This window comes from Nostoc sp. JL31, from assembly GCF_017114965.1.
In the GTDB taxonomy this organism is placed as follows: Bacteria; Cyanobacteriota; Cyanobacteriia; order Cyanobacteriales; family Nostocaceae; genus Nostoc; species Nostoc punctiforme_A.
Genome location: NZ_JABXKO010000022.1, coordinates 90,231 through 114,670 on the forward strand (window position 1 = coordinate 90,231; position 24,440 = coordinate 114,670).

General features: G+C 42.2%; 24 protein-coding genes, 1 tRNA gene and 2 pseudogenes. 17 read left to right on the forward strand and 10 right to left on the reverse strand.

Annotated elements, in window-relative coordinates; genetic code table 11:
* Positions 1–98 precede the first annotated feature (98 nt).
* The gene (locus HWQ43_RS04095; RefSeq protein ID WP_292730550.1) at positions 99–656 is read left to right on the forward strand and encodes a 3'-5' exonuclease; all 558 of its coding nucleotides are present in this window, start codon (positions 99–101) and stop codon (positions 654–656) included.
* Here HWQ43_RS04095 and HWQ43_RS33705 read toward each other — a convergent pair.
* From HWQ43_RS33705 to HWQ43_RS04115, 5 genes and pseudogenes are all read right to left on the reverse strand, one after another.
* Positions 646–735, reverse strand: a pseudogene (locus HWQ43_RS33705) (macrolide ABC transporter ATP-binding protein); the annotation flags it as partial. The gene HWQ43_RS04095 and the pseudogene HWQ43_RS33705 sit on opposite strands and share 11 nt — an antisense overlap.
* A gap of 148 nt (positions 736–883) precedes the next feature.
* The gene (locus HWQ43_RS04100; RefSeq protein ID WP_292730552.1) at positions 884–2,209 is read right to left on the reverse strand and encodes a hypothetical protein; all 1,326 of its coding nucleotides are present in this window, start codon (positions 2,207–2,209) and stop codon (positions 884–886) included.
* A 112-nt stretch (positions 2,210–2,321) separates the two neighbouring features.
* Positions 2,322–3,020 (reverse strand): hypothetical protein, encoded by a 699-nt coding sequence (locus HWQ43_RS04105; RefSeq protein ID WP_292730554.1) that lies wholly within the window; start codon positions 3,018–3,020, stop codon positions 2,322–2,324.
* A 1,166-nt stretch (positions 3,021–4,186) separates the two neighbouring features.
* Entirely contained in the window at positions 4,187–4,459 is a 273-nt protein-coding gene (locus HWQ43_RS04110; protein WP_292730556.1) for a GlsB/YeaQ/YmgE family stress response membrane protein, read from the reverse strand.
* A 429-nt stretch (positions 4,460–4,888) separates the two neighbouring features.
* On the reverse strand, positions 4,889–5,389 hold the full coding sequence (locus tag HWQ43_RS04115; protein ID WP_292730557.1) for a DUF4174 domain-containing protein: 501 nt from the start codon (positions 5,387–5,389) through the stop codon (positions 4,889–4,891).
* Between the two features lie 34 nt (positions 5,390–5,423).
* Between HWQ43_RS04115 and HWQ43_RS04120 the strand changes: the two genes are divergently transcribed.
* On the forward strand, positions 5,424–5,621 hold the full coding sequence (locus HWQ43_RS04120) for a hypothetical protein (RefSeq protein WP_292730559.1): 198 nt from the start codon (positions 5,424–5,426) through the stop codon (positions 5,619–5,621).
* 152 nt (positions 5,622–5,773) lie between these two features.
* On the opposite strand, the gene HWQ43_RS04125 is transcribed toward HWQ43_RS04120, so the two are convergent.
* Positions 5,774–6,754: an aldo/keto reductase gene (locus tag HWQ43_RS04125; protein WP_292730561.1), complete on the reverse strand. Its 981-nt coding sequence runs from the start codon at positions 6,752–6,754 to the stop codon at positions 5,774–5,776.
* Between the two features lie 598 nt (positions 6,755–7,352).
* Between HWQ43_RS04125 and HWQ43_RS04130 the strand changes: the two genes are divergently transcribed.
* Entirely contained in the window at positions 7,353–7,535 is a 183-nt protein-coding gene (locus HWQ43_RS04130) for a hypothetical protein (protein ID WP_292730563.1), read from the forward strand.
* Positions 7,536–7,616: 81 nt separating this feature from the next.
* Here the strand turns inward: HWQ43_RS04130 and HWQ43_RS04135 are convergent, their stop codons facing one another.
* Positions 7,617–7,805 carry a hypothetical protein gene (locus HWQ43_RS04135; protein WP_292730565.1) on the reverse strand — a complete coding sequence of 63 codons (189 nt, stop codon included), beginning with the start codon at positions 7,803–7,805 and terminating at the stop codon, positions 7,617–7,619.
* Positions 7,806–8,054: 249 nt separating this feature from the next.
* On the opposite strand from HWQ43_RS04135, the gene HWQ43_RS04140 reads away from it, so the two are divergent.
* The 3 genes from HWQ43_RS04140 (at position 8,055) to HWQ43_RS04150 (ending at position 11,131) form a co-directional block, all read left to right on the forward strand.
* The gene (locus HWQ43_RS04140) at positions 8,055–8,222 is read left to right on the forward strand and encodes a hypothetical protein (protein WP_292730567.1); all 168 of its coding nucleotides are present in this window, start codon (positions 8,055–8,057) and stop codon (positions 8,220–8,222) included.
* Between the two features lie 379 nt (positions 8,223–8,601).
* Positions 8,602–9,885, forward strand: a complete 1,284-nt coding sequence (locus HWQ43_RS04145; protein WP_292730569.1) for an MFS transporter — start codon at positions 8,602–8,604, stop codon at positions 9,883–9,885.
* Positions 9,886–10,030: 145 nt separating this feature from the next.
* Positions 10,031–11,131, forward strand: a complete 1,101-nt coding sequence (locus HWQ43_RS04150) for an alpha/beta hydrolase (RefSeq protein WP_292730571.1) — start codon at positions 10,031–10,033, stop codon at positions 11,129–11,131.
* 134 nt (positions 11,132–11,265) lie between these two features.
* On the opposite strand, the gene HWQ43_RS04155 is transcribed toward HWQ43_RS04150, so the two are convergent.
* Entirely contained in the window at positions 11,266–12,795 is a 1,530-nt protein-coding gene (locus tag HWQ43_RS04155) for a glycosyltransferase (RefSeq protein WP_292730573.1), read from the reverse strand.
* A 502-nt stretch (positions 12,796–13,297) separates the two neighbouring features.
* Here HWQ43_RS04155 and HWQ43_RS04160 point away from each other — a divergent pair.
* A complete protein-coding gene (locus HWQ43_RS04160) occupies positions 13,298–13,636 on the forward strand; it encodes a hypothetical protein (RefSeq protein ID WP_292730575.1) in 339 nt (112 codons plus the stop codon).
* On the opposite strand, the gene HWQ43_RS04165 is transcribed toward HWQ43_RS04160, so the two are convergent.
* Positions 13,597–13,681, reverse strand: a tRNA-Ser gene (locus HWQ43_RS04165). The two genes, HWQ43_RS04160 and HWQ43_RS04165, sit on opposite strands and share 40 nt — an antisense overlap.
* A 106-nt stretch (positions 13,682–13,787) precedes the next feature.
* On the opposite strand from HWQ43_RS04165, the gene HWQ43_RS04170 reads away from it, so the two are divergent.
* The 8 genes and pseudogenes from HWQ43_RS04170 to HWQ43_RS04205 form a co-directional block, all read left to right on the forward strand.
* Positions 13,788–14,156: a 2Fe-2S iron-sulfur cluster-binding protein gene (locus tag HWQ43_RS04170; RefSeq protein ID WP_292730577.1), complete on the forward strand. Its 369-nt coding sequence runs from the start codon at positions 13,788–13,790 to the stop codon at positions 14,154–14,156.
* Positions 14,157–14,181: 25 nt separating this feature from the next.
* A complete protein-coding gene (locus tag HWQ43_RS04175; RefSeq protein WP_292730579.1) occupies positions 14,182–14,727 on the forward strand; it encodes a thermonuclease family protein in 546 nt (181 codons plus the stop codon).
* A gap of 164 nt (positions 14,728–14,891) precedes the next feature.
* Positions 14,892–15,704, forward strand: a complete 813-nt coding sequence (locus HWQ43_RS04180; RefSeq protein WP_292730581.1) for an inositol monophosphatase family protein — start codon at positions 14,892–14,894, stop codon at positions 15,702–15,704.
* A 74-nt stretch (positions 15,705–15,778) separates the two neighbouring features.
* Entirely contained in the window at positions 15,779–16,729 is a 951-nt protein-coding gene (locus HWQ43_RS04185) for a J domain-containing protein (RefSeq protein ID WP_292730583.1), read from the forward strand.
* On the forward strand, positions 16,729–17,943 hold the full coding sequence (locus HWQ43_RS04190) for an ATP phosphoribosyltransferase regulatory subunit (RefSeq protein WP_292730585.1): 1,215 nt from the start codon (positions 16,729–16,731) through the stop codon (positions 17,941–17,943). Before HWQ43_RS04185 ends, HWQ43_RS04190 begins: the two co-directional genes overlap by 1 nt.
* A 135-nt stretch (positions 17,944–18,078) precedes the next feature.
* The gene (locus HWQ43_RS04195; RefSeq protein WP_094353237.1) at positions 18,079–18,303 is read left to right on the forward strand and encodes a ferredoxin family protein; all 225 of its coding nucleotides are present in this window, start codon (positions 18,079–18,081) and stop codon (positions 18,301–18,303) included.
* Positions 18,304–18,380: 77 nt separating this feature from the next.
* Positions 18,381–19,109, forward strand: coding sequence for an ABC transporter ATP-binding protein (locus tag HWQ43_RS04200; protein WP_099102504.1), 729 nt, complete (start codon positions 18,381–18,383; stop codon positions 19,107–19,109).
* Positions 19,110–19,451: 342 nt separating this feature from the next.
* Positions 19,452–19,655: pseudogene (locus tag HWQ43_RS04205) on the forward strand (hypothetical protein); the annotation flags it as partial.
* Positions 19,656–19,722: 67 nt separating this feature from the next.
* Here HWQ43_RS04205 and HWQ43_RS04210 read toward each other — a convergent pair.
* On the reverse strand, positions 19,723–21,255 hold the full coding sequence (locus tag HWQ43_RS04210; RefSeq protein ID WP_292730676.1) for a SagB/ThcOx family dehydrogenase: 1,533 nt from the start codon (positions 21,253–21,255) through the stop codon (positions 19,723–19,725).
* Positions 21,256–21,547: 292 nt separating this feature from the next.
* Between HWQ43_RS04210 and HWQ43_RS04215 the strand changes: the two genes are divergently transcribed.
* A complete protein-coding gene (locus HWQ43_RS04215; RefSeq protein WP_292730678.1) occupies positions 21,548–22,396 on the forward strand; it encodes an alpha/beta hydrolase in 849 nt (282 codons plus the stop codon).
* A gap of 224 nt (positions 22,397–22,620) precedes the next feature.
* Complete coding sequence (locus tag HWQ43_RS04220) at positions 22,621–24,342, forward strand: serine/threonine-protein kinase (RefSeq protein WP_292730590.1); 1,722 nt, start codon at positions 22,621–22,623, stop codon at positions 24,340–24,342.
* Positions 24,343–24,440 lie beyond the last annotated feature (98 nt).

The window sequence follows — 24,440 nt, forward strand, 5'->3', positions numbered from 1 at the left end:
TATAATAAATACAAAAAGCTTACAAAGGGAATTGTGTAATTATTCTAAGCATGTATAAATAATCACTAAAATTAATTATAATTACTATATTACATAATATGAATACTAAAATATCCCACTATTATCTGATAGTCGATTTGGAAGCTACATGCTGCAACAATAAAACTATTCCCCGTCACCAAATGGAAATAATCGAAATCGGTGCAGTGATGCTCAATCGAACAACGTGGGAAATTGATTCAGAGTTTCAGCAATTCATCCAACCTGTGAGACATCCGCAACTTACAGATTTTTGCACAGAATTGACTAGTATTCGGCAGCAAGATGTTGACAAAGCACCAAAATTTTTAGAGGTAATTTCTCGCTTCAAAGACTGGATTAATTTATTTCCCAATCATATTTTTTGTTCTTGGGGTAATTACGACAAAAAGCAATTTATTCAAGATTGTGCGTTTCATAATTTTTCTTATCCTTTTACTTCAGAACATATAAATATTAAAGAGGAGTTTTCGGAATATCTTGGCGTGTCTAAAAAATTTGGTATGGCACAGGCTCTCAATGAGTTGGGGATAGAATTAAAAGGCACACACCATCGTGGTATTGATGATGCCCGCAATATTGCAGCTATCTACAGACAGATGAAAAGCAACCGATGATATTCATCGGCGTATACTTCCCCGAACCAGACATTCCCATAATAGAAACGTATTCGTCATTCTCATTTGAATGATTTACACGGGTAGGGTAGCACAGCTAGCCGTGCTACCCTAAGTGGTTAATTATTTCTATCTAAACCTGATGCTCGTAGGCGTAGGCTGTCGTAGACATTGCTGGAAACTAGCGCTCTAACTTTTCGCTAAATCCCGTTACTTATGTAACATAATTACGAATTAAGGATTTTTAAAGTTCGGTGTTTGTTACGGACTATCCATAGTAGAACAATTAGCAATACAAGCGCTTTGATCGTTGATGGCTCCACTACCTTCTTCACTTCCGTGGGGGTTTGAGGAGTAACATTACACGGAACCTCAATGATCTGTGTGTGATTGGAACCATTACCACTAGGAGTCAAATCACATTCGCCTTTATTGGTCAGAGACAAAGGTGCATTTTCTGGAGAAACAGGTATAGGTGGTTGAACTGAGGAAACAGGTGTCGATAGTTGAGCTGAGGAACTATCACCACTCAGTAGTAGAAGCAGAATTAAACCAAGACCCCCAACGCCGATTATTGGCCAAAGTGGAAAGGAATTAGGACTGTCTGGTACCAAGACATCTCCCGTAGAGCCAGGGAAAGCATCAAAAGCTATTGTTTCTCCATCCAAGGCCAGTGGATTGTCACTTAGCAAAGTCTCTCCTGCGATATCTTCTCCTAAGAGCTGATTAAATTCCGCTGGAATCGCATTGTTGGGACGTCCGAGTTCCCCACCATCTTCGGAGTATGGAAAGGATAGCACTTCAAAAATCTTCTGTTGGAGTTGGTGCTGATCTCCAGAACTCAACGCATCCAAGCCTGTAGAGATTTTATCTAAATAAAAATTAGTCATCTCTGGCGACAGACCTAGAGACTGAATCTGCTCTTGAATATTGGAAATTTTTGAAGCCTCTTCAAACAGCAATCGTCCGTATGACAATTTCAGGTCTAGTAACCCACTACGGAGGCTAACAGAGTCATTAACTCCTGAGTATGGTGCCCAGTAGAACTGCTTGGTTACAAGTCCGAGTCCTTCTACTGGATTGCGACCAAAAGGTTGTCCAAGAAGGTATTGAGATCCATCCATGATTGCGGGAGATGCGTTTCTCCAAAATGAGGCGTAAGGCACCGCAGAGAGATTGGGATTATTGCCGTAGAAACTAGCGAAATTCTGAAAGTTTTTCTCCCCACCAGCTGCTCGGATCAGAAGGTTTTGATAACTAGTCCCATTGTTTAACTCCACTAATCGTTGGATTACTGATCCAGTCTTATTGCAGGTCAGACCAAATCCCACATCACATGCAGGAATGACTCGCATCTTGCTCAAATTCTGGTTATTAATTTGGTACTGGAGATACTCAGATTCCAGTCCTTGTTGGATGCCATAGCGTCCAACATTTAGCTGTGCAAAAGCAGACTGACACGTAGTGAGTACTACTGCAACAGATGAAAATGCGATCGCTGTAAAGCGAACTACCTTCGGCATCGCAATTCTTTGAACAATTGATCTAGACAAGATGCACCTCCACTAAACGACAGCAATTTAATTGGGGATTGGACACAAGAGGCAGAGGGGAAAGACTTACTGCTACTTCTCCCCTGCTCCTCTGCTCCCCTACTTCCCCAATTCAACTCTTAGGTAAATAAATGTTGATCGTGATTCCTGTACCTTTAAGGTTTCCTGATGAGAGTGTGTGATATAAGACCATAGCTCGGTTTGGTTGGTCAAAAAGATACCCACGGCGTGTAGGTTTGATCTTCCCTTCCTTGACTAAGGAAACGAAGGCTTGTAGATATCTACGTATACCTTGACGGTTCTCTTTAGTAGTATTCGTATGATGCTCAATCAGCATCATAAAGAAGTCCAAACTACGATTTTCCTGCCCTTGAATCAGACTGCCTTCATCTAGGAAAGAACTTGCTATGAGCCTGCTATTAACTTGTTTGACCTTAAATAAAGTAAAGTAACGTCCTTCTTTTTTAGGATCGTTCGCATAACAGACCCAGGAACCCTCTTTATTTTGTGTAAAACCCTGTTCAGCAAGGTAAGAAAGCAAAGAATTACTTGCTTTAGTTTGTGGTGGAGGTAATAAATCTTCAATGGGATCTAAAGAGCAAATCCTCTGTGTTGTTTTCCGTGGATAAACAGCAGGAGTCTGCTGAGTATTGACGCGAAAGGGTTGTGTTGTTTTCCGTGGATAAACAGTAGGAGTCTGTTGGGTATTGACGCGAAAGGGCTTGTCATCAGACATTGCCATACTAGACATCGCAGCCAACGCAGATACTTGGAGAACGATCGCTCCAAACAAACGAACTATGATATTCATGTTTTTCCTGTTACTCTTACTGACTTTGTGAATAATCGAATTTTTACTAGATCGAGATTATCTAGCAGTCCGAAATTATTTATTAAATTTAAGTGTTTGCCTGATTTGATCGAGGTAGCTTAAGTTTTCACTAATCAAATAGGACTTTTATATGTAGGTAACAAGCACAAAGAGAATCAATATCTAAATAAAACACACAATGCTAATGTCTTATTGACAAGACAAATTAGGCTTTTTGATATTTTTACATATACAAAAAACTATTGACATTGTGTCAAAACTTTTCTATTTACTCTTGTCTAATTTTTTGCCATCCTAAGAGGGTTTTATGCCTTTCTCGCTGACTATGATGATTCCTAAAAAAGAGCTTTAGTTAGCTCTTTAGTACCTTATATAAGCAGAGTTTAAAAAGCTCTGTGCTTTGCACGTTAGGGCTTTTGTTGATTTCCTGGGTAGGTTGAATAATTTTTTGTTTTTTGGAGGTAGCGCACCTAACTAACTCTTTCAGCATGGTTACAAATTGATGTATAAATAATATCTCCCTGACAGTAAAATAATATTACCATGAGCTTGAGACATGCAACAGTATTGTGGACAGTTGTCAAAGTTGTACACTGGGAATCGTAACTACCCCTTGATTAAATTTAATAGCAAATAGGTGAGAGGCAAGCTTAATCTATTTACACACTACTAGTATTTAAGAACTTAATACTAGTAGTGTGTAAACCAGTAATTGTATGTCTTAAATATAACTTTTATATAAAAAAACACGTATAACTAATAGATTGCGATCGCTAACCCAAGTTTTTAATTATCCTGCCAAGCACTGTCTACGAAGGGCTACGCCTATGCAGCAAACAAAGTTAAGTTAGATTACAGGTATCAAATTTGCAATTTAGCACGCTGTTGCTGTTGTTGGCACAGATATTATAAGCCCGTAAGGCAAAGATTTATGACTTCTCGAATGCCAATTCAAAAAATGTTTGCGACAGATAGGGCATCCAAAATAAAATCATAGCCTCAACATTATTCAGGTTAATAATGTTGAGGCTATCAGCATGACAAGTGGCAAATTATGTCAATAATTCTTGATAAACAGAACTTACACATTGACAGGTAAGACAAAAAGTGCGTAAGTTCCAAATTAGTTAATTCAATTTAATTTATTACAAAGCACTGCGGCTAGTTAACGCATTCCACAAGAAGACTGCAACAACTGCACCCAGAACTGCTACTGCAATACCGGGAATACTCAAAGAGGGAGCCGCTAGAGCAAAACTTCCTGTACTGAAGAATACGCCCAAACTACCACCAATAAAAGCACCAACGATTCCTAATAAAATTGTTGCTAAAATTCCGCCGCCTTGATGACCGGGGTAGATAGCCTTTGCGATCGCACCAGCAATTAGACCTAAAACAATCCAAGCAAGAATATTCATTGTTTTTATTTGATAAACGTTTTTTAGTGACAAATACACAATAGCAATCCAAATATTGACATTCAATCTACCAACAGAAGCAATGATCAATAGCCTTGAGGATGAACGCTATTACTTCTCATGATGAACTCCCTTTATTGAGATGGATAATAAAAAAAAGCTCCTAGTAGATATGAAACCAGGAGCTAATAAATTCATTGCTTGATAATTGCAGTATATGCATTTTTAATGATTGTTCTCATCTACTTGAAGAATTAAGCTCAGGTTTGAAAGCAGATACTCTTGTAGGCTCACACTTAAGTTGATTCAACTTGTAGGATTCTGGTGCTGTAAGAGGTTTGCGCTTAGGGATTGGCGTAGCGTTTGTAGTAAAGGGCAATTACCTCTACTTGCGTAAGTCCTGACAATAAAACCAACTGCTGTACCAATTTATCGTTCTTGCATTTCTTGCTGACGCATGGGCATAGCATCAATTTGCTCAAAAATTGCTGTTGCTTCGACTGGTATAGTTTCTTGGCGCTTAACACCACCATCTTTGCCAATCAAAATGACGCGAAAATTTTCTCGATCAACCCCAAAGCGATTTCGCAAATTGGCAGCAGAAGACTCATCTATTAACTGTCCGTTGGCATAGCTTTTATCTGTTGCTAAGACTTTAACCAGAACTAAATCCCGATCTTTCAAATCGTTTTGGCGCTGGTTAAATACCCGCATCTGTTGCTGATAGTTATGGTTATCAACAGATGGTGCAAAGATTAGTAGCACACGATTTTGCCATTTTTGAGAATTGAGATTAAATGAAGACATTTTGATAGTATGGGTTGAACCTTGGACATTACCAGCAATGCTGACGGGCGATAGGGCTATAGACGCGGTGAGAGTCAGGGCGATTAATACTGAGTTATTCACTTCGGGGCTTGTTAGGCTCATAATGTAGACTATGACATGAATAAGGTTTGATGAAATGTCAGAAGCTTTTCCAGACTCTTCTCAACTGCAACAATGGCATCAAGGTATTGAAATGGCTAACCGCAATAACATTTTCTGTCATTGTCGTAGTTGCAGCTATGAATGGGTGGACTCTGTGATTGATGCAGTCTGTAGTAAATGCGGTAGCAAAGATATTGAACATATCTCATGCTGGCAGTTTCCAGATGATTGAATGAGTAGCCAAATATGTCGCCGATAAAATAGCGATCGCTACTTTTGACATTTCCTCAGAGAATTCTGGGTGATTACTTTGTTAAGCTGCGGTAATGTCTGCTTGTGCATTTGAAGCGGAATTTGAAAAAATACTCCAGCTTTTCAGATAGATCAACGGTTAACAGTACTCATATCAGGATAGCGTTCACCTGCTGCCACATTTTTTGGTGCAACTGTTTCCAGCCGATTCAAATCTTGTTCAGTCAGGATAATTTCGGTAGCTGCAACATTCTCCTCCAAGTAAGTACGGCGTTTTGTACCAGGGATTGGGACAATATCTTCTCCTTGAGCGAATAGCCATGCTAAAGCAAGCTGACTAGAAGTTACTCCTTTTTCGCTGGCGATCGCTTTGACTTGCTCTACTAATTGCAGGTTTTTATAAAAATTCTCACCTTGAAAGCGAGGAGAATTTCTTCGATAGTCATCAGGTGCAAGATCGTCAGGGCTAGCGATCGCACCTGATAAAAACCCTCTTCCTAATGGGCTATAGGGAACAAACCCAATTCCTAATTCCCGCACGGTAGGTAAAATTTCATCCTCTGGCTCTCGACTCCAAAGAGAGTATTCTGTTTGCAGTGCAGTAATGGAGTGAACTGCTACAGCCCGTCGAATCGTCGCCGGGGCAGCTTCTGAAAGTCCCAAATAACGCACTTTTCCCAGCTTGACTAACTCTGCCATTGCCCCGACAGTATCTTCAATGGGGACAGTTGGATCTACGCGATGTTGATAATAGAGGTCAATCACCTCCACTCCCAGACGTTTTAGTGAGGCATCGCAAGCTTGATGGACATATTCTGGTCTGCCATCAACCCCTTTAAAACCACCATCTTCAGTACGGACATTGCCAAATTTAGTTGCTAAAACTACTCGATCTCGGCGATCTTTAATTGCTCTGCCTACTAGTTGCTCGTTGGTAAACGGCCCATACATATCAGCAGTATCAAGAAAATTAACTCCAAGTTCTAACGCTCGATGAATTGTCGCGATCGCCTCAATTTCATCACGACCACTATAGAACTCAGACATTCCCATGCAACCAAGTCCGATAGTTGAAACTTCTAAGCCTTGTTTGCCTAGCTTTCTGGTTCTCATAAAATAATTTCCTACTCAGTAATTGGTCTTAGAATATGACACCTTTCAGCATTATCCCTTTCCCTTTCACCAAGTCATCTATTATTAGAAGTATTTACTGATACAAGTACGTTGATTTGCGGGTACTTCACATTTATTTTACCAGCCGTATTAAGACAGCTTTCTAGCCTACGCACTTTTACTATGGGTTTTCTAGTGAATTACTAGCCAGTTGTAGTGAAGCGATGACCAAGCGCTGTAAATTGGCTGCTGAGTTATTTTACAGCGTTGGGTCAACAACTGGCGATTTGTGGTTGTTCTGTTTTGTTGATATCTCATTTAAACTGCAAAATACAGAATTGTGATGCCAAATTGCCAGAACCTTTGAACCTTTGAATATGGTATCGTCACTTCAACTTGTTCTTAGAGGAGAAGTGGAAAGAGTTGATGGCAATTTGGTCAAATACCTCCACCAATTCGAGAGACAACTTTGAGCAAAAGTTCGTTAAGCACGCACAATAATGGTCGGTTGTTACATACACCAGTCTGATTGTGATTAGTCAGAATATAGTGGTGCAATAGATTGCACTGTTACAAGAGCTAAATTCAGAGGTAAACTATGTTTCCTTTTTGGGGTAATCCATGTTATGGAAGCGAACCCATTTCGCACAAAGCTAGCTTAGAGCGGAAATTAAAATTCTTGATTTGGCTACGAGATGATTTAGAGTCTAAACTGGCTGGTATTAATGCTTCTATTGATACCGTTCGTCAGCAAATAGAACGTTCAAACTCATCTACTTAGAACTTAGCGAATACAGCAATTCATCTCATCACCTACCCAATAAGCAGGTGATGAGATGAATTGCAAGTGAATTGACGACTATTAACCAGTCAACTTAATGACACCTTGGCTAACTAGAGATTCAAGCTGAGAATGATGCTGTGTTTGGTCTCGTAGCAACTTGAGTTGCTCGTAACTGAGAATGTGTAATCCTGGCCGGACAACATAACCTTCAATGGTAATGCTTTGTGGCTGCTGGCTGTCGGTGCGATTGTAGCTAATTGAAGGCATATTTACAAAAGGGTAAGTCAGAACTGATTAGTAGAAGAGAGTTTGATTCTTCACTCTCTTACAGCTTCACACAAGTTTCTCTTAAAGAGTGACTAAAGGTTGCGTTTGCCTCCCAGTATTGAAAGAAACACGATATCCCCAAGCTAATTGGTATACAAAGCAGGTAAAGCTGACTTGATTAGAAGGGGGTTCCTTTTTCTTTTTTTGTCGTTGTAATGTTTCTTCGTACCACTCTAATTCATCCAAAAATTGACCGACTCTCTGGATGAAGCAGCTTCCTGTGAAGCACCTGCTTCATCCAGAGAGTTTCCAATTTTAGAAATAGCAAAAATGCTTGAAATAGTAGGCATTCCCATCTCTGACAGAAAAGCGCGTAACTGGATGGCTTGCCCGCACTCCTCCAAAGCTACCAGCTGAGTAGTAAACAATACCAGCAGGACGGAAAAATATTCTTCTAGATAGCGTCAAGTCATCTCTGTGATTAATAAATGTGAGCTTTGTGAGGGCATAATCTACACCGCTTGCCAATCACGCACCACTTCAAAGTTAACCTATACCTGCCACTGACTCAGACATCCGTTGCAGTAAGGCTCACCATCAAAAATTGGGATATTTTACAAAAATATTTTTCAACGGTGATTTAAGTAAAGCATTTGGGAACAATCTATGGAACTCAGGTTTTTGTGGGTACTTAGGTGATTTCTAAGTACCTACAAAAAGAAGATAAATCTGTTTAAAATGCAGCCTGAGTTTCCCCCAAAGAGAATAAATCACCAAACTTGCAATATCTATAAAAATGCTTAATTCTGAAATTCAAAAAAACCTTCACCATAATTTTACTGTCAATGTTATTGAAAGTGGATTTTTTGGTTTTGGGAGTGTTTTTGCTTCATTTTTCATCATTCTTCCTCTATTTGTTAGCACTCTTACTGATTCTGCATTACTCATCGGTCTGATCCCAGCTATTCCACGCTTAGGCTGGCAACTACCGCAGCTATTAACAGCTAGTAAAGTAGCGCGTCTACAGTGTTACAAACCAACTGTAATGTTATTGACAATTCATCAGAAGCTTCCTTTTTTGGGATTAGCACTGGTGGCTTTGTTAGAACTACAACTCAATCACCAAATTATCTTACTGTTGACATTTGCCATACTCATTTGGCAAGGACTAGGCAGTGGGTTTAGCGCTACTGCTTGGCAAAGTATGGTTGCTAAAATTGTTCCCTCCAGAAAGCTTGGTATTTTTTACGGTACTTTAGCAGCATCTGGTAATCTGATGAGTATTTGTGGTGCTGCGATCGCTGGTTTACTACTTAAGGAAATTGCTCAACCATTTAACTTTGCTCTGTGTTTTTTGTGTGCCAGTTTTGCAATGGCTCTATCTTGGTTTTTTATGTCTAGGACGCGAGAGCCATTAAGCATCACACCATCAGCCTTTGAAAGTAGACGTGAATTTTGGGACAGTCTGATTGTGATTCTCCGCTGTGATAAGAATTTCCGTTGCTTTGTGATCGCACGTATGATCTCACAGTTAGCACTGATGCCACTTCCCTTCTATACACTCTATGCCGTACATCAATATGGGATGAAAGAAGCATCTATTGGGTTAATTACGACTCTATTGATGGTTACACAAACTATTGCTGGATTGGTTTTGGGTTGGTTAGGCGATCGCACCGGTTGCAAGTTGGTTTTACAAATTGGTTGTGTCGCTTGTGCGTTCAGTTCGGTTTTCGCTTGTTTGGCACCAAATGCAAACTGGTTTTACTTGGTATTTATAGGAGTAGGGATAGGTATGATAGCTCTACAAAATATTGCTGCGGTAATGACCTTAGAGTTTGGAAACCAACACCAACGACCAGCCTATATTGGTCTTGGTAATACCCTTATTGCTCCTGCTAGCATCCTTGCTCCCTTACTAGGTGGATGGATAGTGGAGAATATTGACTATAGAACTACCTTTTTGGTAGCAGCGATCAGTGCATTAGTTACAGCACTGCTTTTGCACGTAGGAGTAAGCAATCCACGCTATCTTGAACAAAATTTTAGTAACGATTCAGTTAATATTTTGCCTGAGTAGTAAGCATTTGATATGAATCAGCATTTTTATCACCCCCATAACACTGTATAAATCATTCTTGGGAGTGAAAGTTGGATGATTCTAACTATGGTATGAAGCTAAAAGCAGTTAACAAAGCATTGCAAGGTTTAGGCTCATGATATTCATGCCTCATAATTTTCTACTTGTATGGCTGTTTCAACTGCTGTCTGTTGGGGTACTTGGTGGGGGAATCTACATTCTCTATGAATGGTACGAACGAGAACTTGTAGGAACCCCCTACTTGGTGGCTGGACTAGTAATGTTTCTGTGGTCTTTTGGCGGTCATTTTATCAGTTTGCCACTGCTGCGCCGTCCTGGAGACGAAGAACCCAAGTTTATGCGTAGCAAAACCGTGCAGCGCTTGCCACGTCCAGATGGGAGCGTGTTGCAAGTAGAGTTTTTTGGCCCTGAAGATGGTCAACCAATTATCTTGTCACACGGTTGGGGGCCAAACAGTACTATATGGTATTATGCCAAACGACAACTAAGCGATCGCTTCCGAGTAATTGTTTGGGATCTACCAGGGTTAGGAAAATCCGCTAAACCGAAAAACAACGATCACTCTATAGAAAAATATGCCCGTGACTTGGAAGCTGTTGTCGCCATAGCAGGGGATAAACCTGTTATCTTGTTGGGACACAGTATGGGTGGAATGATTAACCTGACATTCTGTCGCCTGTTTCCAGAGCAATTGGGGAGTCGGGTGGCTGGCTTAATTCTTGTAGATACTACTTACACTAATCCGGTAAAAACTTGCATTTTTAGCAATCTGGTACGCAAATTGCAGAAACCGCTAATCGAACCTGTGTTGTACCTGACTATCGTGCTGTGGCCGATTTTTTGGTTGATGACTTGGCTCTCGTATTTGAATGGTTCGCTGTACATCACCGTCGAACTATCTGGATTTACAGGTACTGAAACACGCGGTCAACTAAGTTTTGCAGGTCTATTATCAGCATTGGGTTCGCCTGGTGTTCTGGCTCGTGGCACACTGGCAATGTTAAAGTTTGACGAAACAGACACACTTGCAACTATTAACGTTCCTGTGTTGGTTGTTTGCGGCAATTCAGATATAGCGACAAAACCTGTGGCGAGCGATCGCATGAAAGCAGAATTACCTTACTCTGAAAGAGTCACCCTAAAACCAGGTGGACACATGGCATTGATGGAACAAAACCAGCAGTTTGCCGAAGCAGTCAGCACATTTTGCGCTGGCTGCTCATAGCTGCCTGAATCCCACATTTAGCATTCATCAAAAAATATTGCTCCAGGGTTGACGTTTCGGTGTTTCGCGCAGTCTGTAGGAACTTCCGTCTTCCCTGCAAGAACTTCTGCTTTGACCCCAGTTTGGCACTTTATTTAATCCGCATTTTTTAGTACCTTTTGATTAGATCCAAAGTAGAGTTCGCCCAATTCTTCCAAAAAAACATCGGTCTGCGATTCTGGATTTCGGAAGTAGGGATGGATGGGAAGGAGTTCAGCACGAGGGCGGGTTTCCGGTGAAGACAAAATCTGCTCAAGCAAAGACAAGTAGTTTTCAGCAGCAGATTCCCAAGTGTAAGTCTTCAACACCCGTTGCTGACCAGCTTGGGCAAAATACTCCCACTCCTGAGCATCACATAGCAACCGCTCTAAGCCGCGTGCAATATCAGCAGGATCTTCTGGGTCAACAAGTACACCATATTCCTTATTTCCCTGTAGCAAGCTCTCGCTGGGGCCACCGTTCTTAGTTGCTACCACTGGCAAACCTGCGACTGCCGCTTCTAAGGGAGCAAGCCCAAAGGGTTCGTAGAGTGCCGTCAGCGCAAATACCGAGCGGCGTTTAACCATAAACCGATAGGCTGCTGCGAGTGACTCTTGAGACTGATCTGACAAACCAAAGGCACTGATCTTGCCCCACAAGTCGTTTTCTTTAACCACTTCCCGAATGGGGGCTAATACCTCTTCAGCCATGCTGTCACTAGCCTCCTCTCGTAAAGGATCGTCCAATCCCCCTGTAATTAGCATCAAGTTAGCTCGTTCCTGAAGTGTTGGACTCATTGCGAAGGCTTGCACTAACCCTAATATGTTTTTTTTCGGCTCTAATCGACTGGATGCTAGGATTACGGGCAAATCTCGACGGGCTTCTGCAATGTCCCCTGCCAATCGTTGCTGAATGAACTCTTCGGTAGCTTCCTCATTTTCGGAACGTGCCTTTGCACCGAAAATCGAGAAATCTGCTCCCGGTGGAATCACTGCAAAGCGGTTGTCGTTGTCTACATCCACTGCACCACTATAGACTCGATGAGAATACTGTTCAAAACGTTCTTGTCGTGTACTAGTGATATTAATGGCCGAGCGATTCATGCTCAGGCGTTCGGCTAAAATGCGATATCTGAAATTAAATTGCTCATCTATTTCTGGCAGATTTTCTGGGGTGACTTCCAGTTTGTCTATCTTTTGAGCGCCGAGAGAATGAGCTGTAAAGGTAAAAGGTATGCCTGTCTCCTCTTCAATTAGAACGCCACACAGTCCTCCATCAGCGTAGTGAGCAGTCATAGCATCGGGTAAGCCACCTTGCTGTTGATAAAATTTCAAGATGTTGGGTACCCAATCAGCGACCAGATGAGGCCATAACAACTCTTTAGGGAGAAATTCTTTTGGCCCAGATGGTAAGCGGATAATGCGGACATTATCGATCCCTGGATAAGTGTCAATCACTTCGGCAAACTCTGGCCACTCCGGGTCAATGATTTTACGGGTAAGAATATCAACTTTATGATCCATTTGAGCTATGGCTATGGCGACTTGCTTAACATAGACTAGCTGACCCCCAAAATCTGGGTGTTTCGTTATATGACTATTGCCTGAATCAAAATTGCCTTGAGGGTTGAGAAATCCAATGTGCATCGCCCACTTCCTAATACAGGTTGATTTCCACTAGAGATTTTGTCTGAAGGTGGTAGCATAACAGCTTAGTGAGCTTGTTAAAAACTCCCAAGGCTGAAAAACACAGGCAGTGAGGCTGTATATAAATGCCATCAAAAAGTAAGCCAAAGGGCTTTTATTGATTCCCTTTAGCTTAAACCCAGCCAGTTCGCGTATTTTCCTAATGTTTAAGTTAATCGCTACTGCGGCTGGCGCATATATACCGGATGACATAAATAGCATGGTAACTCTGAAGAAACAAGGCATGAGGTGAGTAGCAAGTGGTACGCCATCGGTTGCGTTGCTCTTAAAAAATACAAGGGAAAATTACTTAATCTACCTAACAACACTACGGTTTAAGGCTTAAAATCAGGTAAATTAACTATTGTTTCCAAAAATGGAAATTGAGTGTAGTGTATTTAGGCGGATTTTTTATAGCTGTCTTTTAATTTTTATCATCACTCAATACAAATAAGCTTGAGTCATGTCAAAGATAGACCATGAATCTTGCGCTGTAGAAAAGGCAATCTTAAAAAGCTTTAATCATCAATCTCTACTCTCCAACGATGATTCGGGTTGGAGCGGTATCCGCTTCCAGTTCACTCATAGCATCAGCGCAAGTGCATTGCCAGAAGAGATTGTCTTTCCAGAGAATGCAATTCATATTTATACAGATATGCCGTCTGACTACGTTGTGGAAGCGCGAATTAATGGACGGTTGCAAAAAAGCTCCCTTATCACAGGTCATAGTCTGATCATTCCACGCGGCACAAGGTTTGAGAACGGAGAGGGAGGGATTCGAACCCTCGTTAAGTTTCCCTAAACAGACTTTCCAGGTCTGCGCCTTAAACCGCTCGGCCACCTCTCCAGGTGTCACAAGTTACGATTATACTATAGAATCCCAGAAAATGCAAAGATAAAGAAAGATATTCTAGATTGAATCTGATAGTCCTAATCCCAAAACACAAATCCAGATGTCCCGTACATACACAATTAAAGTTCGCGATCGCGCTACTGGCAAAACATACACCCTAGAAGTGCCAGAAGACCGCTACATCCTACACACTGGCGAAAAACAAGGGGTGGAACTACCGTTTTCCTGCCGCAACGGGGCTTGCACCGCTTGTGCTGTGAGAGTATTGTCAGGAGAAATTTACCAACCAGAAGCGATCGGCTTGTCGCCAGATTTACGTCAGCAAGGTTATGCCTTGTTGTGTGTGAGCTACCCCCGTTCTGACTTGGAAGTGGAGACGCAAGATGAAGATGAAGTCTACGAACTCCAGTTTGGACGCTATTTTGCTAAGGGGAGAATTAAAGCGGGTTTACCCTTAGATGAGGAATAAACAATTCAAAATCACCAAATTTCTGATGCCTGTGCGTCTTGGTGAGTGGGTGCAAAAAATAGCTATTTTGGCTTGTTTATTGCTCTTGGTGAGTTGCCAAGGCAAAAACCAGCTGCCAAATAATGAAGCCCAGGTAAAAGTAGCACGGGTAGTTAGTGGGCAAAGCTTGGAAGTGTTAGGCATGGCTGAACAACCAAATTTGATTTCCCAAGTGCGATTAGTAGGTGTTGATGCACCAGATTTACGACAGCGCCCTTGGGGGGAAGCAGCAAAAGAACAGTTAGAGAATCTAATTGGTGGTGTAGAACAATCGGTAACACTGGAGTTTGATTTAGAAGCAAAAGACAAAATTGGGCGAACTCTTGCTTATGTGTGGAAAAATAAGATGTTGTTGAATGAAGAATTAGTCAAACAAGGGAATGCAATGTTTGTGGGGCGATCGCCTAACCATAAATATGACCAGCGTTTAGAACGTGCCCAACAATGGGCTAGACTCATGGGGCAAGGAATCTGGAACCCAGAAAAGCCCATGCGCCTTACTCCCGCAGAGTTTCGCCGCCAAAATCTTTAATTAGTGCTGTTAGCGGTAGCGGGGCGTTTAGCCCGTGCTGAGTGCTGAGGGGGAGAGTGGGGGAGTGAGTAAGTGAAAAAGAAGTAATATATCAATGCCCCATGCCCAATGCCCCATGCCCCATGCCCAATGCCCAATGCCCAATGACAAATGACAAATGACAAATGACAAATCTACAAATTTTTCTCGATATTGCTACAGAAGCGGCACTAGCTGCTGGTGCTATTTTGCAAGGTTACTTGGGTAAGTTAGAAGACGCAATTATTGAAAAAGGACGCCCTGGTGATTTAGTCACGGCTGCTGATAAAGCCTCAGAGGAGTTGATTTTAGAAATTTTGCGTTGCCATTTTCCCCAGCACTCGATCCTCGCTGAAGAATCAGGGAAATTAGGTAATCAACAGAATGAGTACCTCTGGGCAATAGATCCTTTGGATGGCACAACCAACTATGCTCATCAATACCCATTTTTTGCCGTTTCCATCGGGCTGTTAATTAATGGCATTCCCCAAGTTGGTGTAATTTATGACCCATTTCACAATGAGCTATTCCGTGCTGCTGCTGGCTTAGGAGCAACGCGTAACCGTCAGCCCATCAAGGTTTCGGTGACATCTGAACTGAGTAAAAGTCTACTAGTAACAGGCTTTGCATACGATCGCCGTGAAACCTCTGATAACAACTACGCAGAATTTAGTCACCTCACCCATCTTACCCAAGGAGTTAGACGTAGCGGTTCGGCATCACTAGATTTGGCGTATGTTGCCTGTGGACGTGTCGATGGTTACTGGGAACGGGGACTTTCTCCTTGGGATATTGCCGCCGGGATAATTTTGGTACAAGAAGCTGGGGGCAAAATCACCGCCTACGATGGCACTGCTGTCAAAATTGAGTCAGGTAGAATTCTTGCCACAAATAGTTATATTCACGACTCCCTCAGTAGCGAACTTTTACGGGTTCCACCACTGTCAGCTTGGGTGTAGCAGATGGGGGCTTTACCCCAGACTTTGGGTAAACTAAAAGCAATCTAACTGCTCCCTTGGTGCAAAAACTATATATGTCTTTCAAAATAGATCGTGGACTATTTAAATATGATTTCATAGATCATCACGCAGTGCTGTGCGTTCCAGTTGATGCCGATGTCAAAGAGATTCGCAAACGCTATCTCCAAGTCGCCCGTCGTTTGCACCCAGACAGTAGTCTTACTGAAACTGCTGCTCAAAAACATCTTGGTAACGAACTGTTATCAAAGTTGGTTAACCCAGCTTACGAAAAACTTGCTGCCGATCGCAGTCGCACTGAATATATTCTAATTTTGTCGCAAATTGGCAAGCGCCTGCTACAAGAGTCTACTTCGGTAACTCTCACCACCGACTTGGCTAAACAGTTAGTTGAGGCGGCTAATATCGATCATTTCTATAAAACTGCGATCGCGAAACTAGCCCAAACCCAATATTATTCTTTAGAACAAGCGCTGCAAGTCATTGCCCAAGCTAGTGAGTTGAATTTAGTGTATTTAATGCGGAGTGCGGGTAAAGCATCCGCAGCACCGCCACAGGCTCAATCCAAAGCCGAATCAGGTACGCCTCAGCCAAATACACCAAAAAATACACCACCAGCACCAGCACCATCAAAAGAAGACTTGATTCTAGAACAGTATATTCGTCGCGCTCAATCTTTGATTGACAAAAACCAATTTGCCCAAGCCAAAGTAGAGTTGCAAGATGCCCTGAAGCTAGAACCGAAAAATAGTCGCTGTCATAGCTTAATTGCAATGGTGTATTTAAAGCAAAATCAGCTAAAAATGGCAAAAATCCACTTTGACAACGCTCTAAAATTAGACCCCAGTGACGAAACGGCTCTGCAATGGAAACCTAAAATAGATAAGGCTTTAGGACAACAACCTAGCGATCATAAGGTGACTTCATCCCCCAATAATGGAGATAAGCAACCAGATAAATCTGGTAGTGGTTTGTTCGGTGGTTTGTTTGGTGGGAAGAAAAAATAATGGTGTATCAACCAGCAGCGGGAGCCAGGGATTTATTGCCCTTGGATGTGGAGAAAAAACGCTGGATTGAAGATCGGTTACAGCAGGTGTTTCATCGCTGGGGATATCACAGGATTATCACCTCGACTTTAGAGCGCATGGATACCCTGATGGCGGGGGAAGCAATCCAGCGTCAGATGGTGATTCAACTACAACAAAATGGCGAAGATGATGAATTAGGGCTACGTCCAGAATTAACAGCATCTATTGCTCGTACTGTTGTCACTCGGATGGCTGGTGTCACTTATCCACAACGGTTGTATTACAACGCCAATGTGTTTCGCCGCACTTGGGAAAGTAGGCATAATCGCCAGCAAGAGTTTTATCAAGCTGGGGTGGAGTTGTTAGGTACTGGCGGATTGCTGGCAAATGCCGAAGTACTGCTGTTAGTAGCAGATTGTTTAGCAGCATTAGGTTTGCAGGGATGGCATTTAATTTTAGGTGAGGCGGGAATTACCCGATCGCTCCTGAGTGCCTTTCCTGCTAATTTACAAGATCAAGTTCGCAGTGCGATCGCTCATCTTGACCGCATCACCATAGATAATTTACCCCTAAGTGACAAACTGCGCGATCGCGCCCAAATCATCATGGATTTGCGTGGGCCAAGTGCAGACGTGTTGCAAAAAGTTAGTAGTTTGGATTTAGATGAAGAACAGCGAGAGGCAGTGAATAACCTCAAATCCCTAGTAGAATTACTAGAATCAGAGAAAAAATTTCCGTTAATCCTCGACCTCAGCCTAATCCAAACCATAGACTACTACACTGGTATCGTCTTTGAAGTTGTCAACGATACCGAATCCCAAGCCAGAGTCTTAGGGCGCGGTGGTCGCTATGACCAGCTTTTGGGGCTATATCATCCTCAAGGAGAAAATATTCCCGGAATTGGTTTTGGACTAAGTATCGAAGATTTATACCAAGTTCTGTTGTCTACCCAGCAATTACCACAAGAAACTCCAGCGAGTGACTGGTTGGTAGCACCGGAGACAACTAGTGCTAACACCGCCGCCTTTGTATACGCGCAAAAACTCAGAGATTCTGCTGATTTGGTGCGAGTAGAAATTGACTTGGGGGGAAGAGATGCAGAGGCGATTCGCCAATATGCAAGCGATCGCGGCATTGCCCAAATTGCCTGGATCAAAGCTGATGGCTCACCCAAAATAGAACCATTACTTTAATGGGCATGGGAAAAGAGGCAGAGGGGCAGAGGGGAAAGACTTACTGCAACTTCTCCCCTGCTCCCCTGCCCCCCTGCTCTCCCCCTCCCCTGCTAGTCTAGAAAGAGCCGATACAGAAAAGAGGGAATCAAGAACATGCCGCATACAATTGTTACAGAAGTCTGTGAAGGCGTTGCTGATTGCGTAGATGCCTGTCCAGTAGCTTGTATTCATGATGGCCCAGGCAAAAACACCAAGGGAACTGATTGGTACTGGATTGATTTTGCCACTTGCATCGACTGTGGCATCTGTCTCCAAGTTTGCCCTGTAGAAGGGGCAATTCTTGCAGAAGAACGACCAGAGTTGCAAAAAACTCCGTAATAGTCCATAGTCAACAGTCAATAGTCAATAGTTATGTTTGACTTGACTGTTGACCAATGACCAATGACAAGTGACCAATGACAAATGATTATTTATTAGAAGTTCAAAATGTTCACGCTGGATACATCAAAGATGTAGATATCCTGCAAGGTGTGAATTTTCAGGTTGCACCAGGGGAATTGGTGACAGTGATTGGCCCCAACGGTGCAGGTAAATCTACTTTGGCAAAAGCAATTTTTGGGCTTTTGATCCCCCACACAGGCACAATTACCTTCAAAGGTGAAAATATCGTGGGGCTAAAGTCCAATCAAATTGTCCAACGAGGAATGTGCTACGTACCGCAAATCGCCAATGTTTTCCCCTCCCTCAGTGTTGAAGAGAATTTGGAGATGGGTGCTTTTGTGCTTAACGTTCCCCTGAAACCAATTAAAGATAAAATATTTACTATGTTTCCCAGACTAAGCGATCGCCGTCGTCAACGCGCTGGTACTCTCTCTGGAGGAGAACGCCAGATGCTAGCGATGGGCAAAGCTTTGATGTTGGAACCTGGTTTGCTGATTTTAGATGAGCCATCTGCTGCTTTGTCGCCGATTTTGGTGACACAAGTGTTCGAGCAGATTAAACAAATTAATCAGGCAGGTACTGCGATCGTATTAGTAGAACAAAATGCCCGTAAAGCTTTAGAGATGGCTAATCGTGGATATGTATTAGAATCGGGACGTGATGCGATCTCCGGTCCTGGTGAAGAATTGTTGAATGACCCGAAAGTGGGTGAGCTATATCTGGGAGCAGGTAAGAGACATTAACCCTTTTTAATCACTCTTGCCCCATTCAACATAACACCAGCTCAATATCGGAGCTTCACCAGTCTATAGCGATGACTAGGTTGGGCTGCGCCGACGCTATCTATAACTAATACAAAAGCCATAACACTACCTGCCACTGCCGCGACCGTCGTTTTCGATGCTCAAAGAATTCTCCCTAATAATCCGTTTCTAATCACATCTACAGCTAGTCGAGAAGCAAAACAGGACATTCATTCAGGAAAAACTGACAAAAACGTAAATTACCCAGATTTACCAAAATCCCCATTCGCAATTCGCAATTCTGAATTACGTCATGGATGGGTATTTAGACCCCAACCATAAATTAAATGTATGGGTATCCAAAAATACATCGGTCGAATTAAAGAAACTGGACGGACTATTCGCCGTCATAGCAGTTTTTATATTGGATTATTAGTTGCCGAATTATTGATACTAAATCCTAACAAGCACCAGTACTACCAACAAGGAGAAAGGGCGATGAGGCTTATTTTATCTGCACGCCTAGTCCAAGTTGTAGCCCCGTAAGCTTGCACAGAGACGTAAAGGACACAGAAAGAAACTCTCTGGATTCTTTGCGCCTCTGGGATTATTTTTATCTTGGGCGTCCCAATGTAGTGATATATAAAACAGCTTCATCAGCAGGAATGCCTAAAACTTCATTTACTTGATCGTCAAAGAATCCACCGATACCACTGACGCCGATATTTAGGTGCATTGCCGCTAAATTCAGGCGTTGTCCCAAATGACCGGCATCCATGTGTAAGTAACGGTAAACGCGATCGCCATATTGTGCGATCGCAGCTTTCAAATCAGCTGTATGAAATAACACCGCCGCTGCATCCCGCCCTAATTCTTGTCCTAAACAGAGAAAATGTAACTCTCGCCGAAAGTTTTTAAACCGAATTTGGCGTAATTCTTGGGCTTTGGGTGCGTAATAGTAACAACCCGCCTCCAGTCCTTTGACTCCGCAAACAGCAATGAATGTTTCGATTAAATTTAGATCGAAGTAGTCTGGAGAAATATCTAAGCTTTGGTCAATGTAATTTTGCGGTTGGTAAGTAAAATCGAGTAAACTTTTCAATTCATCGAAGCTTAAATCATCACCATTGTAAGCGCGGGTAGAGCGTCGCTTATACATAGTGCCTTCCAGTTCTGATAGTTTTTGTCCCCAGTTTATAGGTGCGGTGGTGGTGGGAATTTTTAAACAGAAAGGAAAATTGTATTTATCCTCCAAAGATTTTTCTTGTTTAATAGTTGGTAGATTAAGATTACCAGTTACACCTGATTGGATCTGCGTGTGCCGATGGAAATATGTTAGTAGTTCGCCATCAGGGATTTGAGGATAACTGGTTTCGGTGGCGGAAGGTAAAGCAGTACATCCCAATGGCAAATTTTGATTCACGTCTAACAAGTCTGCCAGAGGTAAGACAGCGATCGCACCTTCTTGTTGCGGATCGATATAAAGCAGATCGTTAACTGATTCATCCACAAAACCGCCGATTAAATGGGGGCGATAGTCAGTAATCGCAGCAGCTAACTCGATATTACCCAGCAGATGTCCCGTATCCAGAAAAATCCGCCGATAAGCCCGATCTTCATAGCGCCACGCAGAACGGTAGAATACCGCAGTCACAATAATTGCCAGTTGAGTATTTTCTAAAGAAGGATGCCAGAAACAAGCTGCTTGGAGAGTTTGCCAAACATCGCTTTCCCAATAATGCATGAGAGAATGAGTTCGACACTGGTAGTTATATAGACCAGGCGGCAATAACGAGGTGCCACGAGAAACCACATAAACCTCAGCAGGGTATAATCCGCCTGCACTGGGAGCAGCGCGTAAATACACTGCACTACCCATAGAAGGCATTTTCGCCGTCAATCCATAACTGCGAAACAATAGCCGTGAAAGTCTTTGCCACCATAGAGCATCTGGGTTATTAGCGTAAGCCTCTGCTTTTTCTTGGATATAGGGTTTGAGATCAAAAGTAGAGCCAATTTTGTACTCTTTAAAGGGGACTGGCTGTTTAGTCCAGTCTAAGCGCTGACTTTTGGAAGCGAGAGTTTCAGGGTTGTATTTAGTCCGTTCGTGATAATGCTGGGCAATTGATTGGTGTAATTCTGGCATAGTACTTTTAATATCCTTGGGGCATCCTTTTCTTGATCTTGGCATTCATTAGCCTCATTGTTTCGTGTCAATTGGTACAATCCTCAGAGTCATAAAGTGGTAAATGGTAACAATTGGATTGGGCATTGGGCATTGGGCATTGGGCATTGGGCATCGGACATTGGACATTGGGTATGGTTATTCTCCTTGTCCCCTGCTTCCCCTGCTTCCCCTGCTTCCCTGCCCCTCTGCTCCCCATCTTCTTCCGCAGTACTATATAAACGCAAAACTATCTACGCCTGGATGTGCAATGATGCCTGTACGTCAAACTTTATCAAAGCCTGATATCCAACTTTCTTATTTAGAATGGAATCAAGGTCAAGAACCTTTACTGCTGTTACATGGCTTAGGCGATCATGCTCTAGTGTGGTCTAGTTTAGGAGATTACTTGGCGGCGGATTACCACATAATTGCGCCAGATATGCGCGGACATGGCCAAAGTAGTAAACCAGAGATAGATTATAGCTTTGAGAGTGCGATCGCAGACCTTGAAGCACTCATGGATAGTCTTGGATGGACTTTTGCCCATATTGTAAGTCATTCGTGGACAGGAAAATTAGCCGCTATTTGGGCAAGACAAAACCCAAAGCGTTTACGGAGTATAATTCTCGTCGATCCGATTTTTATCTGGAAAATGCCCAGTCTTTTCAGGGTAACTTTCCCAATGTTATATCGCTTCTTGCCTTTTCTTAAAAGCATGGGGCCCTTTGCCAGCCACGAAGAAGCCGAACAACAAGCACGGCAATTAAAGCAATATCAAGGATGGAGTTCCTTACAACAGCAAGTCTTCCAAGCAGGAATAGAACAAAAACCCGATGGGAGTTGGGGCAGCAAATTTACCATAGCCGCCCGCGACGGAATTTTTGAGGCAGTGATGCAAGTGCCAGGTTTTACAATTCCCCTTGACACTCCTGCCCTATTCGTCCAGCCAAAACAAGGACTAAACCGCCAAAATTGGCAAATTCAACCCTACAAAACTTATCTTCATAACTTATGTATCTGCCAAGTTCCCGGCAATCATTGGCCGTTTTTGACACAACCAGAAACATTTAACCAAACTGTGGCAGCTTTCTTGGCAGAACACAAATCAAAAATCTCATGATTATTTGGACGGGATTAGTCATACAGCAACAGAAGAATTAATAGGAGCGATGTCTAGGGGGATTGGGCATTGGGCATGGGGAATTGGGCATTGGGCATAAGAGGCAGAGGTGCAAAGAGGCAGAGGGGAAAAACTTACTGCTACTTCTCCTCTGCTCCCCTGCTCCCCCACTCCCCTGCTCCCCATTCCCCCACTTCCCATTCCCCACTCCCCACTCCCCTGTCATGAGCCTTTGTATCAATCCCGTTTGCCCTAAACCAAATCACCCGAATAATCATCAAAACCGCTTTTGTCAAAGTTGTGGTTCCCATCTAGAATTGCTAGGGCGTTATCGGGTGACGTGCCTGTTGAGTGAGAAAACAGGTTTTAGTAAAGTTTATGAGGCATACGAGCAAGATATTCCCAAAATTCTTAAGATACTCAAAGAGGATTTATCAGGCGACGCCAAAGCAGTAGAACTATTTCAGCAAGAAGTAACGGTGTTGGGAAAATTTAAGCATCCTGGAATTCCCAAAGAAGATAGTTACTTCCAGTATCAAACCCGAAATGGTTTAGTGTTGCATTGCATTGCAATGGAAAAAATTGATGGCTACAACTTAGAACAGTGGCTACAGCAGCAAGATAACCCCATATCCCAAGAACAAGCCATAGATTGGTTAAGACAGTTGATAGAAATTTTAGATGTAGTACATGGCAAACAATACCTACATCGAGATATTAAACCATCTAACATCATGATTAGATCCCCCCTTGAGCAGGGTTGGGGGAATCTAGTACTGATTGATTTTGGCACCGCCAATGAAATTAATAAAACCTACCAAGACCAACTAAGCAATGGCGACAAGATGACAGCACTGATGTCATCTGGCTACAGCGCCCCAGAACAAATGAATGGTCAAGCAGTACCACAGTCAGATTTCTTTGCTTTGGGACGCACTTTTGTATTTTTGCTGACAGGATACCATCCTTTGGAGATGTATGATGTCCAGCAAAATTTGTTGCACTGGCAAAATCATGCTATCCATATTTCACCTTTACTATTGAATTTAATTGATTGGCTAACAGCGTCAGATATAGAAAAACGTCCTGCCAATACTCAAGAAATTTTGCATTCCCTAGAAGAAATCGAAACTCAATTAACAGAAACTACTCCGACAAATAGTAATATCCTAGAATCTTCTAACCTTGAACATTTACCTGTAGATATTAATAACAACTTATTCTCTCCAAATAAACAACCGGAGAAAGTGCCGTTGTTAGAATTCTTCGCAGTTCTTTTAGTTGCATTAGGATTACTTAGCATAGTAACTTTAGCAACGCGAAAATCAGATTTTTCTGAAACATCTTATTACAGACAATATCCAGAGAAAAAAGGTAATATCGATTACTTCTCTTATCAAGAAGGCAGGGATAGTCAGGGAAGGATTGCTGAGTTTAATATAGCAGTTTTATCACTAAAATATAAATGGCTTTTAGGTAGCAACTTTCAAATTAAATACAATGATGAAATTATTAGTGTTGACCTTTTGAAGTTGAACTTAGAACAAGAAGATATAGAGAAGATAATGGAAGCTCCCAATGAGATTATCTCTGTTGGTACAGCTTCTTGTAAAGGTGATACATCAGCTCAAGAACGTGTGGCTTTAGAACGTTCTAAACAAATACAACTTTTGGTTAAAAAATTATTTATTAATACATCAAGTGTCAAAAGTTATCGCTTATTGAATTTGGGTCAATTTCAACGGAGTGATTGTCAGGCAAATCAGGATTTAACGACATATCAGACAAGTGTGATAATTATTGGTGTTAAAAGAGAATCATCAGGTGTAATTCTTGACGAGGCGCTACGGAATAGGTTAGAAAAGAAGCCTTTTGCTGATTTTAAATTAGAAGATTATTCTTTGGGGTCTGCACAGAAGTTTAAGACTATACCGAGCAATTTATAAAATCTCTAGCAAACTACAATCAGTACATAGGCATATCTCTTATGGCTAGGGCAGCAGATATCAGCACTCATCGATTAATCAGCCCTATAAACAAACAA

Excerpts from the sequence above, each read along its gene's own strand:
- HWQ43_RS04210 (WP_292730676.1), bottom strand. The coding sequence starts at position 21,255 with ATGCCAGAATTACACCAATCAATTGCCCAGCATTATCACGAACGGACT.
- HWQ43_RS04095 (WP_292730550.1), top strand. The coding sequence starts at position 99 with ATGAATACTAAAATATCCCACTATTATCTGATAGTCGATTTGGAAGCT.
- HWQ43_RS04220 (WP_292730590.1), top strand. The coding sequence starts at position 22,621 with ATGAGCCTTTGTATCAATCCCGTTTGCCCTAAACCAAATCACCCGAAT.
- HWQ43_RS04160 (WP_292730575.1), top strand. The coding sequence starts at position 13,298 with ATGTCAAAGATAGACCATGAATCTTGCGCTGTAGAAAAGGCAATCTTA.
- HWQ43_RS04190 (WP_292730585.1), top strand. The coding sequence starts at position 16,729 with ATGGTGTATCAACCAGCAGCGGGAGCCAGGGATTTATTGCCCTTGGAT.
- HWQ43_RS04175 (WP_292730579.1), top strand. The coding sequence starts at position 14,182 with ATGCCTGTGCGTCTTGGTGAGTGGGTGCAAAAAATAGCTATTTTGGCT.
- HWQ43_RS04130 (WP_292730563.1), top strand. The coding sequence starts at position 7,353 with ATGTTTCCTTTTTGGGGTAATCCATGTTATGGAAGCGAACCCATTTCG.
- HWQ43_RS04155 (WP_292730573.1), bottom strand. The coding sequence starts at position 12,795 with ATGCACATTGGATTTCTCAACCCTCAAGGCAATTTTGATTCAGGCAAT.
- HWQ43_RS04120 (WP_292730559.1), top strand. The coding sequence starts at position 5,424 with ATGTCAGAAGCTTTTCCAGACTCTTCTCAACTGCAACAATGGCATCAA.
- HWQ43_RS04180 (WP_292730581.1), top strand. The coding sequence starts at position 14,892 with ATGACAAATCTACAAATTTTTCTCGATATTGCTACAGAAGCGGCACTA.
- HWQ43_RS04135 (WP_292730565.1), bottom strand. The coding sequence starts at position 7,805 with ATGCCTTCAATTAGCTACAATCGCACCGACAGCCAGCAGCCACAAAGC.
- HWQ43_RS04125 (WP_292730561.1), bottom strand. The coding sequence starts at position 6,754 with ATGAGAACCAGAAAGCTAGGCAAACAAGGCTTAGAAGTTTCAACTATC.
- HWQ43_RS04115 (WP_292730557.1), bottom strand. The coding sequence starts at position 5,389 with ATGAGCCTAACAAGCCCCGAAGTGAATAACTCAGTATTAATCGCCCTG.
- HWQ43_RS04110 (WP_292730556.1), bottom strand. The coding sequence starts at position 4,459 with ATGAATATTCTTGCTTGGATTGTTTTAGGTCTAATTGCTGGTGCGATC.
- HWQ43_RS04215 (WP_292730678.1), top strand. The coding sequence starts at position 21,548 with ATGCCTGTACGTCAAACTTTATCAAAGCCTGATATCCAACTTTCTTAT.
- HWQ43_RS04200 (WP_099102504.1), top strand. The coding sequence starts at position 18,381 with ATGACAAATGATTATTTATTAGAAGTTCAAAATGTTCACGCTGGATAC.
- HWQ43_RS04145 (WP_292730569.1), top strand. The coding sequence starts at position 8,602 with ATGCTTAATTCTGAAATTCAAAAAAACCTTCACCATAATTTTACTGTC.
- HWQ43_RS04195 (WP_094353237.1), top strand. The coding sequence starts at position 18,079 with ATGCCGCATACAATTGTTACAGAAGTCTGTGAAGGCGTTGCTGATTGC.
- HWQ43_RS04185 (WP_292730583.1), top strand. The coding sequence starts at position 15,779 with ATGTCTTTCAAAATAGATCGTGGACTATTTAAATATGATTTCATAGAT.
- HWQ43_RS04150 (WP_292730571.1), top strand. The coding sequence starts at position 10,031 with ATGCCTCATAATTTTCTACTTGTATGGCTGTTTCAACTGCTGTCTGTT.
- HWQ43_RS04105 (WP_292730554.1), bottom strand. The coding sequence starts at position 3,020 with ATGAATATCATAGTTCGTTTGTTTGGAGCGATCGTTCTCCAAGTATCT.
- HWQ43_RS04170 (WP_292730577.1), top strand. The coding sequence starts at position 13,788 with ATGTCCCGTACATACACAATTAAAGTTCGCGATCGCGCTACTGGCAAA.